Here is a 16,119-nt window from a genome sequence, read left to right on the forward strand (position 1 = left end):
AATTAAAAGCATTGTAATACAATCGGTTAACTCGAAGCAAGCATCTAAGGTAATGCTGTGACTCTTTATTCTGTTGAAGCAGCTTTGCTCCCCAAGTGGCCATGGGCATCTTTAAGCAACATTCCAGGCATCCCTCGCGTCTAAACAAATAACGACTTCATCTCCAGGCAAACGAAAGGAAGGGAATTTATTGAAAACCAAACGGCTGCTTACATACGCTTCCAGCTTCCTGCTGCTGTCGGCGTTGTCCACTACGGCACTGCTTCCGGCATCGGCCGCAAGCGCATCAACGCAGGTTAGCATCCAGCTATCCTTTAATTCAGAGGGGCTGACAACGGTGAGTCAGGAGGCCGTGATGAAGAACGGTGTTTCTTATTTGCCCGTCTACATGATCACGAATAATGCCGGACTTCAGCTAACTTGGGACAAGTCCGGGCAACGGGCCCAGTTCACGGGCTTCGACAAAAGCTTTGCGATCCGGGTCGGCAGCTCTAGCGGCATGCTGGACGGCAAGCCGGTCGACCTCGGCGGCAGTCCATTCAAGAAAAACAACGAGCTCTATTTACCGGTCAAATTCGTCGCGAAAGCCTTGGGGGGCGGCACGGTGTCCTGGGATCCGAATAAAAAGCTGCTTCAGGCCGGCCAGCTGCATTCCTTCAAGGGTCAATCGGCTACATTCGAAGGTACGGTCTATTCCGTTTCTTACAATACCGGAGACTTATATGCTTCATCCGGAGGGAAAAAGGTCAAGCTTGCCAACCTTGGCTCCGGCCTCGACATTGTCCATTTTAAATTCGACAAAACGCCCAAAGGACTGATCGTCGTCCGTGTCTCCAACTATTACGGCGAGCCGCATCTTTTCTCCGACGAATGTACCCTTTTGCTGAAAAACGGTTCCGTAATCCGCCAGTCCAACCTCAGCCTGAATAATACCGCCGGCAAATCCGCTCTTTGGACGGACGGTAAACTTCTGCTGAACGACGGAAAAAGCCTGCGCATGATTGAGGACGGTACCGGAAACGTACTTGAAACGATCGATCTGCCGGGCTTGATGGGTTCTTCCGATAACCAAGAACTCTCGTATGCGGTAGAAGCCCTGGATTCGGATATCGCCCTCATACGTTCGACGCAGTCCGGCATTTTGACGCTCGTTGACCGCCGGACGGGAAGCCAAACCGAGCTGTACAAGACGTTTTACGGCGACGATGCCCAGAAAATCGAGGGTACGACCGATACGATGTTTCCGGGAGACCGGCTCACCTTCACGGGCCGCAGCGGGAACAAGCTGAATTTTACGTACAGCTACAATAACGAAACAATTAAATATAATTATACGCTGGCCGATCCTAAATAGGCGGAATCACCCAAGCGAAAAAGCCGTTAAATACACGTTGGTGTGTTTAGCGGCTTTGCTGCGTTCAATAGCTCTTTATGATATAAAGCTTGCTCAATAAATATGGCTCTCCTGCTGAAACTGAATTGGATGAAGCTATAGTCTCGTGAAACGGAATCTAATCATCTGCTGCTTCTCCAGGCACAGGTTTATCCCTTAACCGCGCCCTCTGTCAAACCTTTCTGAATAAACTTGGAAATGAACACATAGATCAGCAAGATCGGAATGACCGTCAGCGTGACCGCCGTCGCCATCAAGCCGAAATCCGTACCGTACTGCGAGCTGATTTCGTTCAGCAAGGCAACGATCGGACGCACCTTCTCTTTATTGACGAAAATGAGCGCGGAGAAAAGGTCGTTGTACGACCACAGAAATACGAAAATGCTGGCTGAAGCGAACACCGGTCTGGACACCGGCATGAAGATTTTCAAAAACATCTGCCAGCGGTTGCAGCCGTCGATAAATGCCGCTTCCTCAAGCTCTTTGGCAATCGTAGTCATATATCCGGCAATAACGAGCGTCGCAAAAGTCAGGTTGCCCGCCGTCTGCGGCAGGATTAATCCCCAGTACGTGTTGACCAGGCTTGTCTTGATCAGCAGCTCATACACCGGAACGACCGTGGCAAAGGCGGGTACGAGCAGCGTCGCGTACAAAAGGGAGTATATGAATCGTTTTCCTTTAAACGTGAATCTGGCGAGCACATACGCGGCCAATCCGCCGAACAGCAGCACGAGCAATACCGTACTGCAGGACATAATCAAGCTGTTCATATAGCTTCTGCCGATATTAATGCGCTCAAAAGCGGTCGTATAGTTAACAAAGACGGGATCCAAAGCGAGTGAAAAGGATTTGTTCATGACATCCCGGGATACTTTAAACGAGTTGTTCACGATCCAGAACAGCGGGTAGATCGTCGTCAAAGCCCAGAGCGTCAATACAATATACATGAAGGTCGTTCCCATATTGAAATGGCGTTTCGTCTTCGTGTGCTGGATTTCTCGTCCATTGCGAATGGCTGGCTGCATAACAATTACACCCCTAATAACAACTTAGTATGTGATTTCTTCCGTTTTCAACAAACGATTGGCGAGCAGTGCGATCACGACCCCGAGCACGACCATGTAAATCGCTACCGTCGAGCCGTAACCGAAGTTCTGGTCAACCATCGCTTTTTTGTACATGTACGTTCCGAGCACGTCCGTGCCGTTTTGCGCTCTGGAGATTACCCACACGAAGTCGAACACTTTCAGCGTACCGGTGATCGCAAGCGTAATGACGACCTTGACGTCGCTCATAATCAGTGGAACGGTGAGCTTCACCATCTTTTTAAAGCCGGAAATGCCTTCAATTTTGGCGGCATCATAGTAATCTTCCGGAATTTTGGACATGGCGGTTACGAACAAAACGAAGTAAAAGCCGACATAGTGCCAAACGGTAGGAACCGCGATCGCCCGGAGCGCGTTGCTTTCGCTGAGCCACAGCACCTTCTCCAGACCCATTCCGGCGAGCACGCTATTCAGCAGGCCGAAATTGTAGTTATAAAATAGAACGAACAGCAACGAAATCGCTGTACCGGAAATGACGACGGGAAAGAAAAATACGGAACGGTAAAAGCCCTTGAGCTTCGGAATATTATCGACCATCACCGCAAGCAGAAGCGCGATCCCTACCTGGAAAATGATGACGTAAACCATAATTTCCAGCGTATGCAGCGTGGCGGCGCCCAGAAGCTTATCATGAACCAGGCGGTCGTAGTTATCCCAGCCGATGAATTTCTTGTCAAAAAAACCTTTCGTGCGGAAGAAGCTGAAGTACAAGCTTTTAAAAAATGGATAATACAAAAAGATCGTCAAAAATGCAGCCATCGGAAACAGAAAGATCCAGATATACTTGCGATCGCCCTTCATATTCATCACCACTTGAGTTTTATTTTCTCTAGCATCCGGGTTGTGAAAAGATGACGCCGCCTCGAAAGAGACGGCGTTTTTAAGCTGAAATCATACTCTCTTTTCTTCGTCAGTGAAGCTTACTTTTTATTCTGATCCTCGATGTTTTTCGCTTCTTTCAGCACGTCGGCAGGCGATTTCTTGCCCGTTACGACCGCTTGAACGCCGGCACGCAGCGTGGAGAAGGTTTCAGGAGCGACCATCGAGTCGATTGGATTGTTGACAGAAGTAGCGCTTGCTGCCATAGCGAAACCGTCGGTTGCCGTTTGGTTCGCGCCTTTAATTTGAACGTTGGCTGCCGCTGGAGTACCGCCGTTGGCCAACGCGATTTTCTCGATAACCGCCGGGGAAGTCATATGCTTCAGCAATGCAACCGCAGCATCCTTTTTGTCGGCATTGTCATAAGTGGATTTGGAGAGATAGAAGCCGCTTCCGAATCCGCCGATGACGTCTTTGCCTGTGCCAAGACCGCCAGGCATTGCAGGGAACGGCATAACCGTCGTGTTGTCGATGACGTTCGCGTCTTTCCAGTTCCCCATAGCCCAGGAGCCTTCAATGATCATTGCCGCTTTGCCTTCGCCGAAGTAGTTGGAGGCCATGCTCAGATCGATGGTAGCCGCATCTTTAGGGAATGCGCCCAGGTCATACAGTTCCTTCATCGCAGCGTAGCCCTTCTCCCAGTTCGGATCGATGCCGTCTGCCAGCCCTGCGTTGTGGCCTTTGGAGCCTGCGGCGGACAGGATGAAGTGCTCGATTACGTAGTGGGATTGGTCGAACGGAGCCGCGAGCGGAATGATTCCTTTTTTGGACAGGGTCGAAACCGCTGTTTTCATCTTATCCCAGTCCGTCGGCAGCTCGAGGTTATTGTCCGCGAAAATTTTCTTGTTCACGAACAGGCCTTCATAGAAACCGGTAAGCGGTACGGCGTAAATGTTGCCGTCTTTTTGTCTCGTATTCTCGAGCGCCGCTGGAGAGAAGCCGTTCTTCCATTCGGCATCGGCATCCAGGAGATCGTTCAGCGGCACCACTTTGCCTGCATCCACGAAGCCTTGGGCGTCGGTGCCGACGAAGTAGAACAGCAGGTCAGGCTCGTTGCCGGAGTTCATGTCCGTGTTGACTTTGGTTCTGAAGCCGTCGTCATTGGCCGACATGGTATCGTTTTCAATTTTCACATTAGGATTTTTCGACGTGAATTCATCCAATGCAGCTTGGAAAGCTTCGCGAGCCGTATCTGTACCGCCGAAGGTAGAGAACACGCGCAGGGATACATCCTTCTTCGGAGCTTCCGTTTCGGTTTTTGGCGTTTCCGTTTCGGTTTTTGGCGTTTCGCTTGCCGTGTTTTTCTCCTCGGCTTTGCCGCAGGCACCCAGGAGCACTGAGAATGAAAGCATCGTGCTGAGAAGAACCATAGATGACTTCTTCACTTGTAAATCCCCCTTAAACTATATTTTTTTGGATTTGTTTTGTCTTGCGCTGTCTGTACTCATCATACAATAGTTGGAATTAATGTAAGGGGATACATTCCTCTAAATGACGGGGAAATATCCACAATGAGGCGGATATACGGGAATAAACGGGAAAAACACCCTCGGTTTGAGGGTGTTTTCGTTAGGTTTTTATGCTCTTTATCGAATAATCACTCGTTTATGAAGCCGATCACCTGCAGCAACTGCTTCATCATGATGGCGGCTTGAGCCCTTGTCACGGATGCCTGCGGCATGAAGCTGCCGTCCGGATTTCCTTGGATGATTCCTGCAATCCGGCAGGCTTGCACAGCATCCCGCGCGTAGCCGCTGATAAGCCCCGCGTCCTTGAAAGATCCTGCCGTCTGCTCTGCAGCAGATGCCTGAAGCGGCTTTCCAGCGAGGTCGGCGGCTTTCACCATCATGACAGCCAACTGCTCACGGGAAATCGCCTCGGAAGGCTTGAAGCTGCCGCCCGGGAAGCCCGAAACGATCCCAGCTTTGGATAAGGCAGCGACAGAGCCTGCATACCAGTCGGACGCAGATACGTCCGCAAATCCTGCAAAGCTGTGGTCCTCTTCCAGTGCAAAAGCTTTGGCGAACAGAGCGGTCAGCTCGGCTCGGGACATCGCCTTGTCTGGGGAGAACGCCTGCGACGATATTCCCTTTACGATCCGCTTGCCTGCGAGAAGCTCAATTTCGCTTTTCGCCCAGTGCTTGGAAATATCTACGAATGACCGCGGTTTGGCCTGAGCCACCGCATAGGTTCCGTTATCCCGGATGTGAAGAATCGCATTTCCGTCCTTAAATACAGCCGGCACGACCGTAACGGTACCGTCCTTGTTTATTCTCACGGCGACCAGATCGCCCGCCGGGATGCTCGCCGTAAAAGGAATGGTCATGACGGCGTATCCCCCGTTCAAATGACGGATTTCCGATGGGTTGCCGTTCTTATCCGCCGCATACAGTAAAGCCTCGACCGGAGCGCTCTGCGGCATGAAGTCCGCCGTTTTCAACTGATCGCGCATTGCTGTTTCAGCATTTCCGGAACCGGACTGAATGCGGATATTGATGGTGCCTGCGCCGGACTGCGCACCCCATTTCTGGACCAGGCTCTCGAAATCGACAGTGCGAACCGGCAAACGATAGTTAACGTTACCGGCATGCAGCATCAGCACCAGATCCGGCATCGTCTTCGCAGCTTGACGCAGCTCGTCGAAAGGAAGCTGAAGTTGCATTTCCCCGGATTCATGGCCCGTGACGTCGAAGCTGAGTTGATGGTTTGCGGACGGGTCCTGCCGGGCTTCAGATAATGCCTTTTCGAATGTGCCGGCATCGATGACGAGCGTATTCGCTCCCGCTCCGCCCAGGTTTACCGGCGGCTTCGTTCCGCTGCCATTCGTGCCTGTTCCCCCTCCGTTAGAGGTGTTCCCGCCATTGCTGCCATTGCTGCCACCACCGGTGCCTCCGCTGTTTCCACCACCGTTATTTCCGTTATTCCCTTCGTTTCCATTGTTGCCGTTGTTACCTTCGTTACCGTTGTTACCGTTGTTTCCGCCGTTGCCGCCTCCGGCTTGTTTCCGCTCGATCTGCACCATGTAGGTTTTGCTCGTGACTCCATCCTGTGCGGTAACCACGATGTCAATCTGGTTCGCTCCCGGACGGAGCTCGACCGATTTCGGGATCGTGGAAGAATAGAGCGCCCCGTTCAACGTCATGGTTGCTTTTCCGTCAAGGGAGGAAGCCGTCACCTCAACGGATGAAACGCTGTTGTACACCTGAGCGCTGTAATTCAGCTTATCCCTGTCGAATGCCGGAGATAGCGTGACACCCTTCACATCCAGTCCCTTCAAACTGGCTACATCGATCAGCCTGCCGCCGATCATATCCGGCTTCATCAGTTCGTAATCGGACGTTACCTGTCGGTAATAATCCTCGCCCAGGTTCAGGAGCGTCGTTTCAAATGTATTCCATGCCCCGTTTCCGTAAACCTGGCCGATAACGCTCTTCTCGAACGTATCATCCGAACCCGACGAACGTGCATGGGCGTATGCGAATGCTTTCGCCGCATAACCGACGTAATCGGCGTAGTTCTCCTTCGTTTTGAACGTTCCTCCGGAGGCATCCTCGTAATCGCCTTTGTAGAGCGAAATTTTATGCACGAAGAACGAACGCGCACCGCTGTCGAAATAGCCAAGGAAAGGCTCCGGATCAAGGGACAGCTTCTCGTAGGCGGCCTTTACCCTCGCCCCGTCCCCGCCGGGATAGTCATCGTACGCGGTCGTCTGCGCTTCCTCTGCGTTTTCGAACATATCCGGCTTGAACGATTGCTTGACGTCCAGAAGGATATCGTCATCAGAGCTTCCCGTCGCCCCCTCGATCAGCACATTGTATCTTTGGGAGCCGATGCTGCCGAGTCCCTGGTAAATGCGCACCGCGACATCCTTGATTTTGAAATAGTCCTGATGTTCCGCCAGCTTCGTTTGAACGAACTCCGGCGACAGCGTGTCCACGTACTTCTGCCAGTTCAGCTCCACTTCCGCCCGCTCCGAAGCGCTTGGCACCCGGTATTTGTCCGGTTTGCCGGCAACGTTAAGCACGCCGGTCGAATGCTTGCCGTCTGCGGTTGGCACCGTCCACTTCAGCAGCTGGTCGAGCTGGGTTTTCTTGCCCAGCTTGGTCATGATCGTTTTCGTGAATCCGTCGTTCACATGGCTCATATCCAGCTTCGATGCTTCCGTATTCTTGCCGTTGTTGCCGATGAGCGACTGAAGCGTCCGCATGTACTGATCCAGCATATCCCCCGCCAAGCTTCGGATTTCGGCATCCGACATGTCGATTTTCTCGGAATCGCGCGTCAGGTACAGGCTTGACGTCACCCGAATCAGATCCAGATAAAAAGGAGCGATATATGAACCGTCATAATCATTCAGATCAAACACGATATTTCCGGACTTGTCGTCAAAAAAGCCGACATTGGCGAGATGCGCGTCTCCGCTGATCCATGTCTTCACGCCCGAGAGCTTCTTCCAGCTGTCAGGTACCGGGATGACGCCCCCCAGATCCTGATACATCAAATATGGGGCTCCGCGATAAAAGGCGGCCGACGACGCCGCCATGCCGGAGGCTCCGTATTTGTAGCTCTTGGTTTCCGGATCGTGATAATACGCATTGCCTTCTAGAAGCCGCTGCGTCAGTTCCGTCCTGCGCGCTGCGCCTGTTTGAACCGGCGCCTTGTACCGGTCCAGCACCATTCCCGTCATCGGATCAGAGTCGAGCGCCCCTTCTGTCACGACGGAGGAGGCTTTAAGAACTACCGTCAGCGGAATCGGCTCGATAACCGGCTGAGCCGTGGTTCCGCTGACAGTAAAGGTCACCAGATTTGATGCCGGGTCGCCGGAAGCCTGAGCCGTCAATCCTGCCGGCAGGCCGGCGACGCTGTAATCGAGATCCGTCAGCAGGCCTTCCTTGACGGTTCCGGACTTGATCCGGATCGTAAAGGATCCCCCGGCCGTAGTGGGTCCCGTCATCCCTAAGCTGTTCGAAAGGAGATCCCCGGTGATTTTTGGCGTAAAGTGCTCCAGGGTAATTCCTTTAACAATACGCGAGTCGTCATAAGCCCCGGTCGTCACGGCCGTTTTGCGGATCACAACGCCAAGCTCAGCGGCGGACGTAACATCCGCGTTCGCTCTGCCGCCGATCGTGAATGTCACTTGATGAAGCTGCGCTTTCGCCCCGGTGACGGTTAGCCCTGCAGGCAAGCCGCTTACTTCGTAATCCTGCGGATCCAGCTCTCCCGTCTTCAGGGATCCGGTAGCGACGGTTACCGCAAACTGATTATCCGAGGGACTGACGTCCCGCAAGGAGACCATTCGAATCGTATGCTTCTCCGCATCGGCCCGGGCAGACAGCGGTGTGATGTACTGGGCATTATGGGGGGCAAAGCTTCCCAGTTTCGCGATATCGAAATCCGTTTTATTATCGCCGGTGTTCCAACCGTTTCCATACAGCTCCGCCTCGGTGCCGATCAGGCTTGGCACGCCGGTGCCAAGATTCGGATCTTCCGCTTTGCGGACAAGCGTCTTTTGCGCCGACGGTGCCGTGGCAGCTCCTGTTCCGCTATAGCTTAAGGCATCTCCATATCCCACAAAATCCGATACCGATGAGACGGCTGAGCTAGCCGGATTGGGAACGGTTAATGCTGTCGAATTGGTTACAAGGGCAACTTTGCCGGTCTTATTATCCATATTGATGCTTCCCGCATCATCGGGCGTCGGCAGATCGGGAACGCTAGCCGACGGGTCACCCGCTTCCCGGACCAAATAATATCCCTTGGCGCGAATCGTCCCTTGCAGCGGTGTTACCGACCATGAAGCGCTATCCTTTGTGCTCGTACTTGCAGCATACTGAACCGACCAGCCTGACAGATTCACATCGTTATCCGCCGGATTGTACAGCTCGATAAAATCATATTTGTACAGCGCATCATTATTCTGGCTGCCTCCGCCAAAAATTTTGCTGATGACGACGGGTTTGTCCGTTTCAGCCGCATCGTTTTGGGCGGAAGCCTCGGAAGCCATCATTTCGTTTGCTGCCGGAGAGATTCCCCCTTCTTCGGAACTCTCTGGCACAGAAGCGCTCTCTGCATCGTCCATGCTGGCATCCGTACCGGCAGCACCGGTTTGTTCCGGCACGTCGGCCATTCCGGCATTCCCCCCGGATGGTTCCGTTTCGCTATCCTCGGCATAGGCCAACGGATTTCCCAATCCGAAGCCGGCAGCAGCCGGATGCATCAAAAGCGCTGCCATTATCGCAATCGTTATTTTTTTGAAACGCGGGGTCCTGCGGCTCATGTATGACATGTAAATCCTCCAAATGATTGTAGTCTATTCAATTGTATGCTCTCACTGTCATCGGAGGATTTGCGGAATGTAAACTCTGCGGATGACGGAACGCCAAAAGCACGGTTCACTCGTCCGGTGACCGTGCTTTTCGTCAATGTGCATTCCATGCTATTACGGCTCCATTCGGAGATGAAAGCCTTCCATTTCGTTTTCCGCCTCTTGGAATAACTCTAGTACAAGCCTACTGTATTCTCCAAGCTTCGCTTCGCTTTCTTGAAATTTTACCCAACGGATCATAAGCGGCATGGAAGCATAGCCGGTCAGAGCATCCCATAACGCATCCAAATTGCCTCCGTAATAATCGGGCAGCTTCAATTCTTCTTGTAAAAAAGCATGCAATTGTTCCTTGTTATCGATTTTGCCGCCATCCAATATAATTTCACGCAATTTTGAATCCTCCTACCATCACTTGATCGGCTTGAACGTCTCATAGTGATCTTCCGTCTTATAAATTAACCCGTCACTTGAAAAAAGGATCCGGTCTTTGCCGCGATGGCCGGATTTATAGTTGATATCGGCTTCGTACCATATCCTTCCCTTTTTTGCGGGCAGCTTTTTTTCGCGGTTCTGGAACACATCGCCGCCGATGCTTTTCCCGGGCGCCACGTCCTGCAGGTTCCCTCCTTGGGGATCCCAGCCGAGCTTTTTCGCTTCGGCCTTCGTAATGAAATTGTCCGGCAGCTCATGATGGACTCTGATATACTCCGCGACGCCTTCAAACGTGGTGAGCTTGGCGGTTGCTGCAGGCGACTTTGGCGATTGGGTTCCGGATTGGGATTGGGGCTGGGATTGGGACTGAGATTGAGACTGAGATTGAGACTGAGATTGAGATTGAGACTGCGATGGGTTCGCCAACCCGTTTTCGTTCAACCCGCAACCGGTCAACAGCAATAGACAGCTGAGCAGTGCAAACAATACAGATTTTAAAGCTTTCAATGATTTCATCCTCGCTTCTTTGTTGATCGTCACCTGATATGTACGCATCCGCCTCGATGAAGTTTCGCTTTTGAGCGGTACCCGGAGCTTGGTTTTAAGCTTATTGCTGCTCTGGCACCCTGTCCGCAAAATATAAGAAAAAGCTCGATAGACGTTCTTTCTAAGCAGACTTACCGCACGTAAATGTTGTATTTCTTGCGATATCAGGTGAACCATGCATTGAATTTCATAACTTCTGCTATCAACAAATAAGCCTCCCCGAGAGGCGGCTTAAGGTTCATGTGCCGACGGCTTCATACAGGATCACACCGTCCGACTCTTTCGAATCTATTTTTACTGCGAATCAGATTCTTAGTCCATTCGTTGACCCTTTCCTCACTTGGTCGCCATCTTTGGCTTATCCGATCCTTTCTAACTCAGCACGTCTTCCATGCGAGTAGGTACCTATTCGTATCTTTTCAGCGGCATCCCGACATATTCCCGAAACGCCGAAATTCTGTGACCCTCGTATTCGAAAACGATGGCCAGCTCATTCTGGTACGGCGATTCATTCAAGCTCCCTTCGGCACGAAAAGCCACCATGCCCCGCTTGCCATCTTCGATTTCAAACAAAGGCGCCAATCGGACCTCCAGCACCTCTCGCTCGAAGCGGACCAGGTCCTTGAATCGCTCGCCCCCATGCTGCTCCTCCTTCCACTCCTCGAAAGGCAGCGGAACCCGGAACGAAAACTCTCCGGTAATGAGCGCCAGAAAGTCGTCTGTCTCCCCTTCTTCGATCGCCCGTTGAAAAGCTTGAAACGCCCTGGTAGTCCGTCCTTGAACCAGTTCTTCCCCAACATTCGTACCCGAATACTTCTTTTCCATATAACATTCTCCCTTCATTCCTTTATTTTCCTCTCTAAGGTATCATGTAAATAAGACAGTTCCTGTCTTATTTACAAAAATCGCCGGATGTTTGAAAGGAGCCTTCCTTTGCAAAAATCACAGCGTCTTATCGAGCTCATGATGGTAATCAATATGAAGAAAAACGTCACGGTAAGCGAATTGGCCGAAGAATTTGGCATATCCCCGCGAACCATTACCAGGGATTTGCGCGACCTAAGCGAGCTGGGCTTTCCGATATATTCGGTTCAGGGCCGAGGCGGCGGATACAGGCTTTTGCGCGATCGTATGCTGCCTCCGATCGGGTTCTTGGAGAGCGAAGCGATTGCCATTTTTCTGGCTTGCCAGTCTCTGCAATATTTCGGTTCGCTGCCCTTTGAAGAAAGCTCGAATTCGGCGCTTCGAAAGTTCTATCACTACCTTCCGGCAGACGTCAAAGAGCAAATCGGCCGGTTAAAAGACAAAGTCGTCATCTGGAATCCGCGCCGCTCGATGTCGTCGGAGGATCTGGGCACCCTGCTGAAGGCCGTCATGACCCGCTCCGTCGTCACGATCCGTTATCGTTCATCGGAACAGGGAGACTCCTGCAGGGACATCCAGCCGATCGGATTGTATGCGAGCAATGGATACTGGTACTGCCCGGCTTACTGCTTCATGCGCAAGACGTACCGGTTATTTCGCGCGGACCGCATCGAATCGGCTGCCTTGAATCCCGCCGTTCCCTTCCGGGAAGACGTAGATCGAAGGACCGTGTTCGATTGGGAAGCGCCCGAGAAAGAACAGATGGAGCAGACGACATTTGTCGTTCGCCTTACCCCGCGCGGAGTCGCCAAGCTGGAACCGAACGGACGGTTCGAGGGGCAAGTGCAGCGCCTGGCGGATGGCAGCGGGGAAATCCGGATGAGCATACCCGTGAAGGACCTTTCTTTTTATTGCGACATGATCTGGGAAATCGGCGAAGACGCGACCATCGTCGAACCCGAGCAAGCCGTGACGGGTATGAAGGACAAGATCGAAAGAATGAGATCACTTTATGCCTGATCGGATCATGCCGCTGTCAACCGTCAACCCAAAAATGCGCAGCTCCGCATGAACGGAACCTGCGCATTTTTGGGTTTTATTTCTCAGTACATGGCGGCTTTGCCGCGGAAATCCGCTTCGGATTCGGCTTGCTTCGGCGCGCGCCGTTTGGCACCGACGATCCACCTTGCTCCCGGCAGGCGGGACAATGTATAGCTGATGCCGAGTGAGGCGGCGGCGGTCAGGAAGAACGTCAGCAGTGTAACCGGCAGATGGCTGCCCGTCAGCGTCAACGGTCTCGTGAAAAAGGCGATGCAGTAAATGACCAGGGCATGTACCAGGTAGCCGCCAAACGAGTATTTTCCGATCCAGCCGAGCAGCCGCAAAAACGACGCGCTCCGCCCCTTCAGCATCAGCAAAAGGCCATAGAGCAGCAGTATCTGCGCCACGATGATGAGAAACGTCGACGGTTTCAGATAGGTTGAAATGTTCAGGTTGACAACCTCGCCGGATCCCTGCAGCACATCGTATCCCAGCCGGATGTACATGCCGATAAACACGAGTCCGCTCCACGGCAGCAGCTTGATGCACCAGGCCCGGCACTTCTCGATATTCGCGGCCCAGACGGCGCCGGCCACGAAATAGAATCCGTACATAATAAATGAATAACTGCGATATTGAATCAGCTCGCTCCAGGGACTGCCCAGCCTGGACGACCAGCCGCCCATCTGATGATATGAAAGATACAGCAGGCCCATATACATGAGGCCTGTCCCCACTACGATCGCGACCACCCTTCGGCTCCGGGCACGCTCACTCATTACGTCCAGCCGTTTGCGGACATGGCGAACGCCTCCAGCCAGAACCGGAAAGAAAATGTAGAACTGGAGTATCATCAGGATAAACCAGAGCTGATAGCCGGTCTGCGGCAAAAACATTTCCTTGAGCAGCGAGCCGAAATCCTGTCCCCCCTTTTGCCAAAAGCCCGGCGTAAACACGCGGACATACAGCCAATAGATAACCGTCCATATCAGAAAGGGAACATATACGTCTCCGAGCCTTTTTCGTAAAAAAGAGCCATAGCGGATCTTGCCGCCGTAGTGGTAAAACATCAGCACCGCGGATAAAAACACGAACGTCGGCGTGCCGAATCGGGTGAAATGATAGATCATCGTCAGCATAATGGAGTCGGCGGATTCAATATCGGCCCTATAAATGTACTCAGCGATGGCGTGCTGCATCACGATCGCCAGGAAAGCAAGCCCCCTCAGTTGAGTCCACTCTTCGATGCGCGGTTTGCCCATGAAATGATATCCTCCTTCATTAGCAGTTATGCGCAAGTATACTCTTTTAAGATTAAATGAACCTTAAATCGAGGATGCGGATCCAGTGCTGGACTATAACCAAAAGCTTCCTTTTGATGATGATACGGTTGAATTCGTCATGGCATCTCGAAGTTTGAATATGTGGATCATCTTCAAGCCGTGATCCGATTCAATCATTGACGAGGATGAATATATGCTCTCACGGCAGGATGCATGGCCCTTGTTGAAACCAGAACATGCAGTGATGGATTTCAGGGTGCTTCGCATGGAGTTTTTCTACTTTCCTGCGTATCCAGCGGGGTATGATCCTATTGAACTATCTTTATTGAGGCAATCTCAATTAAACGTTGCCTACCAGACGCAGAGCAAATACTTTACGTGAATCCAATACCGTATGCGGAGCAGCATGTGGATTCGCGGAAAAAAGAGCGGCCTGAAAAGCCCGTGAGGCATTCCAAACGCAGAAAAAGAAAGCCGATTAAAAGAAAACTGCGCCGCAGATAAATAGAAGAGCGAAATGTGCGCGGAGCTTCAGCCTCCGGTTGATGTAAAAACGGCGGTCTGCCATCGTTTATCACGAGGCAGACCGCCGTATTGTATTCATGCTGCTTTGTTATCGCCGCCGGCATCAAGCCGGTACGCTTTAGGAGAGCTTGATTAGGAAAGCTTCACCAGGCTGTAGTTTTTCTTGCCTTTGCGGATAATGATGAAACGTCCGCCGATCGCATGATCCGCCGTCACTTCAAAGCCCACGTCGCTGACCTTCTCGCCGTTCATCGAGATTGCACCATTGGTGACATCCTCGCGCGCCTGGCGCTTGGACTTCACGATGCCGAGATCGACGAGCCAGTCGACGATATTTTTCGATTCCTGGGTGGCTTCGAACGTTGGCATTTCTTTGAAGCCCTGCTCAATTTCATCGGCCGTGAGCGATTTGATATCCCCGGTGAACAGCGCGGCGGTAATCCGTTTAGCCTGCTCCAGCAGTTCCTCGCCGTGCACGAATCTCGTCATTTCCTCAGCCAGCGTCTTCTGCGCTTCGCGTTTATGCGGCTCAGTCTCTACCTTTTCAGCCAGCTCATCGATTTTCTCTTTGGAAAGGAACGTAAAGTATTTCAGGTATTTCACAACGTCGCGGTCGTCGGTGTTCGCCCAGAACTGGTAGAACTCGAACGGCGTCGTTTTGTTCGGATCAAGCCAGATGGCGCCGCCGGCTGTTTTGCCGAACTTGGTGCCGTCGGCTTTCAGCATCAGCGGAATTGTCAGGCCGAAGGCTTTTGCCTCGGCGCCTTCCTTTTTCCGGATCAGGTCCAGACCGCTTGTGATGTTCCCCCACTGGTCGGAGCCGCCGATCTGTAGTTGGACATCTTCGTGCTGGTACAAATGCAGGTAGTCGAGCGACTGCAAAATCTGGTACGAGAACTCCGTGAAGGAAATGCCGCTATCCAGTCTGCTCGCAACGACATCCTTCGCCAGCATGGAGTTAATGCTGAAGTTTTTGCCATAATCGCGCAGGAACTCGATCACGTTGATTTTATGCGTCCAGTCGTAATTGTTCACCATCCGGATCTGATTGTCGCCTTCGGTGACGAACAGCTTGCGCATTTGCTCGGTCAACGCGTCTACGTTCGCCTGAACCTGTTCCAGGGTCTGAAGCGAACGTTCAGTTTGACGGCCGCTCGGGTCGCCGATCGTGCCGGTTGCCCCGCCGATCAGAATGACCGGACGATGCCCTGCCAGCTGGAAGCGTTTCAGTACCATGAATGGAATCAAGTGGCCGATATGCATGCTGTCCCCGGTCGGATCCACCCCGCAGTAGAGGGAAATCGCCTTTTGATTCGTCAGCTCGCGCAATCCTTCCGCATCCGTTTGTTGATTGATGGCATCGCGCCATTCCAGTTCATCGATAATATTCACAATCATACACCCCTCAAATTAATATCCTTATAACGAATCGCCATTCCTCCCGTTGAAAAACAAAAAATCGCCCCCTTGTCGTAAGACATAGGGACGATTGTTAACCGTGTTACCACCCAGATTGCACCCATGGAGCTGCGCTGTAACGCAAGCCATGCATGCCGCTCTTCAGGCGAGGTATCGTTCGCCGCTTCCGCTCGGCATTACCCGAGATACTCCAAAGTGTAATTCGCAGGCTTCGTGTGTACCGGGTTTCATCCACCCCCGGCTTTCTGGAACAGGGACGACAGCTGCTACTGGGCTCTTTCAACGTATATCGCATATAAGATTACA

Annotated in this window: 11 protein-coding genes; 2 read left to right on the top strand and 9 right to left on the bottom strand. The window is 52.2% G+C overall.

What is annotated here, in order from left to right; all coding sequences use genetic code 11:
* Positions 1 to 190 precede the first annotated feature (190 nt).
* Positions 191 to 1,354, top strand: a complete 1,164-nt coding sequence (locus PCH05_RS01985) for a copper amine oxidase N-terminal domain-containing protein (protein ID WP_246049324.1) — start codon at positions 191 to 193, stop codon at positions 1,352 to 1,354.
* 188 nt (positions 1,355 to 1,542) lie between these two features.
* On the opposite strand, the gene PCH05_RS01990 is transcribed toward PCH05_RS01985, so the two are convergent.
* The 7 genes from PCH05_RS01990 to PCH05_RS02020 all read right to left on the bottom strand — a co-directional run bounded on the left by PCH05_RS01990 (position 1,543) and on the right by PCH05_RS02020 (position 11,506).
* On the bottom strand, positions 1,543 to 2,418 hold the full coding sequence (locus PCH05_RS01990; RefSeq protein WP_127600138.1) for a carbohydrate ABC transporter permease: 876 nt from the start codon (positions 2,416 to 2,418) through the stop codon (positions 1,543 to 1,545).
* Between the two features lie 24 nt (positions 2,419 to 2,442).
* Complete coding sequence (locus tag PCH05_RS01995; RefSeq protein WP_127600302.1) at positions 2,443 to 3,300, bottom strand: carbohydrate ABC transporter permease; 858 nt, start codon at positions 3,298 to 3,300, stop codon at positions 2,443 to 2,445.
* A 119-nt stretch (positions 3,301 to 3,419) separates the two neighbouring features.
* Complete coding sequence (locus PCH05_RS02000; protein ID WP_127600140.1) at positions 3,420 to 4,763, bottom strand: ABC transporter substrate-binding protein; 1,344 nt, start codon at positions 4,761 to 4,763, stop codon at positions 3,420 to 3,422.
* A 212-nt stretch (positions 4,764 to 4,975) separates the two neighbouring features.
* Complete coding sequence (locus tag PCH05_RS02005) at positions 4,976 to 9,664, bottom strand: DUF2252 family protein (protein WP_127600143.1); 4,689 nt, start codon at positions 9,662 to 9,664, stop codon at positions 4,976 to 4,978.
* A gap of 153 nt (positions 9,665 to 9,817) precedes the next feature.
* Positions 9,818 to 10,093 carry a barstar family protein gene (locus PCH05_RS02010; protein WP_127600145.1) on the bottom strand — a complete coding sequence of 92 codons (276 nt, stop codon included), beginning with the start codon at positions 10,091 to 10,093 and terminating at the stop codon, positions 9,818 to 9,820.
* 18 nt (positions 10,094 to 10,111) lie between these two features.
* Positions 10,112 to 10,621: a ribonuclease domain-containing protein gene (locus PCH05_RS02015; protein ID WP_246049325.1), complete on the bottom strand. Its 510-nt coding sequence runs from the start codon at positions 10,619 to 10,621 to the stop codon at positions 10,112 to 10,114.
* A gap of 465 nt (positions 10,622 to 11,086) precedes the next feature.
* The gene (locus tag PCH05_RS02020) at positions 11,087 to 11,506 is read right to left on the bottom strand and encodes a nuclear transport factor 2 family protein (protein WP_127600147.1); all 420 of its coding nucleotides are present in this window, start codon (positions 11,504 to 11,506) and stop codon (positions 11,087 to 11,089) included.
* A gap of 108 nt (positions 11,507 to 11,614) precedes the next feature.
* Between PCH05_RS02020 and PCH05_RS02025 the strand changes: the two genes are divergently transcribed.
* Positions 11,615 to 12,565, top strand: coding sequence for a helix-turn-helix transcriptional regulator (locus PCH05_RS02025; protein WP_127600149.1), 951 nt, complete (start codon positions 11,615 to 11,617; stop codon positions 12,563 to 12,565).
* 83 nt (positions 12,566 to 12,648) lie between these two features.
* On the opposite strand, the gene PCH05_RS02030 is transcribed toward PCH05_RS02025, so the two are convergent.
* Together PCH05_RS02030 and tyrS are read right to left on the bottom strand one after the other, a co-directional pair.
* On the bottom strand, positions 12,649 to 13,848 hold the full coding sequence (locus PCH05_RS02030) for an acyltransferase (RefSeq protein ID WP_127600151.1): 1,200 nt from the start codon (positions 13,846 to 13,848) through the stop codon (positions 12,649 to 12,651).
* A gap of 678 nt (positions 13,849 to 14,526) precedes the next feature.
* On the bottom strand, positions 14,527 to 15,786 hold the full coding sequence (gene tyrS, locus PCH05_RS02035) for a tyrosine--tRNA ligase (protein WP_127600153.1): 1,260 nt from the start codon (positions 15,784 to 15,786) through the stop codon (positions 14,527 to 14,529).
* Positions 15,787 to 16,119: the final 333 nt, after the last annotated feature.

Source organism: Paenibacillus chibensis (genome assembly GCF_004001045.1).
GTDB lineage: Bacteria > Bacillota > Bacilli > Paenibacillales > Paenibacillaceae > Paenibacillus_AQ > Paenibacillus_AQ chibensis.

Bases quoted from the DNA above. Each gene is read 5' to 3' on its own strand.
- PCH05_RS01990 (WP_127600138.1), bottom strand. From the start codon at position 2,418: ATGCAGCCAGCCATTCGCAATGGACGAGAAATCCAGCACACGAAGACG.
- PCH05_RS01995 (WP_127600302.1), bottom strand. From the start codon at position 3,300: ATGAAGGGCGATCGCAAGTATATCTGGATCTTTCTGTTTCCGATGGCT.
- PCH05_RS02005 (WP_127600143.1), bottom strand. From the start codon at position 9,664: ATGTCATACATGAGCCGCAGGACCCCGCGTTTCAAAAAAATAACGATT.
- PCH05_RS02020 (WP_127600147.1), bottom strand. From the start codon at position 11,506: ATGGAAAAGAAGTATTCGGGTACGAATGTTGGGGAAGAACTGGTTCAA.
- PCH05_RS02030 (WP_127600151.1), bottom strand. From the start codon at position 13,848: ATGGGCAAACCGCGCATCGAAGAGTGGACTCAACTGAGGGGGCTTGCT.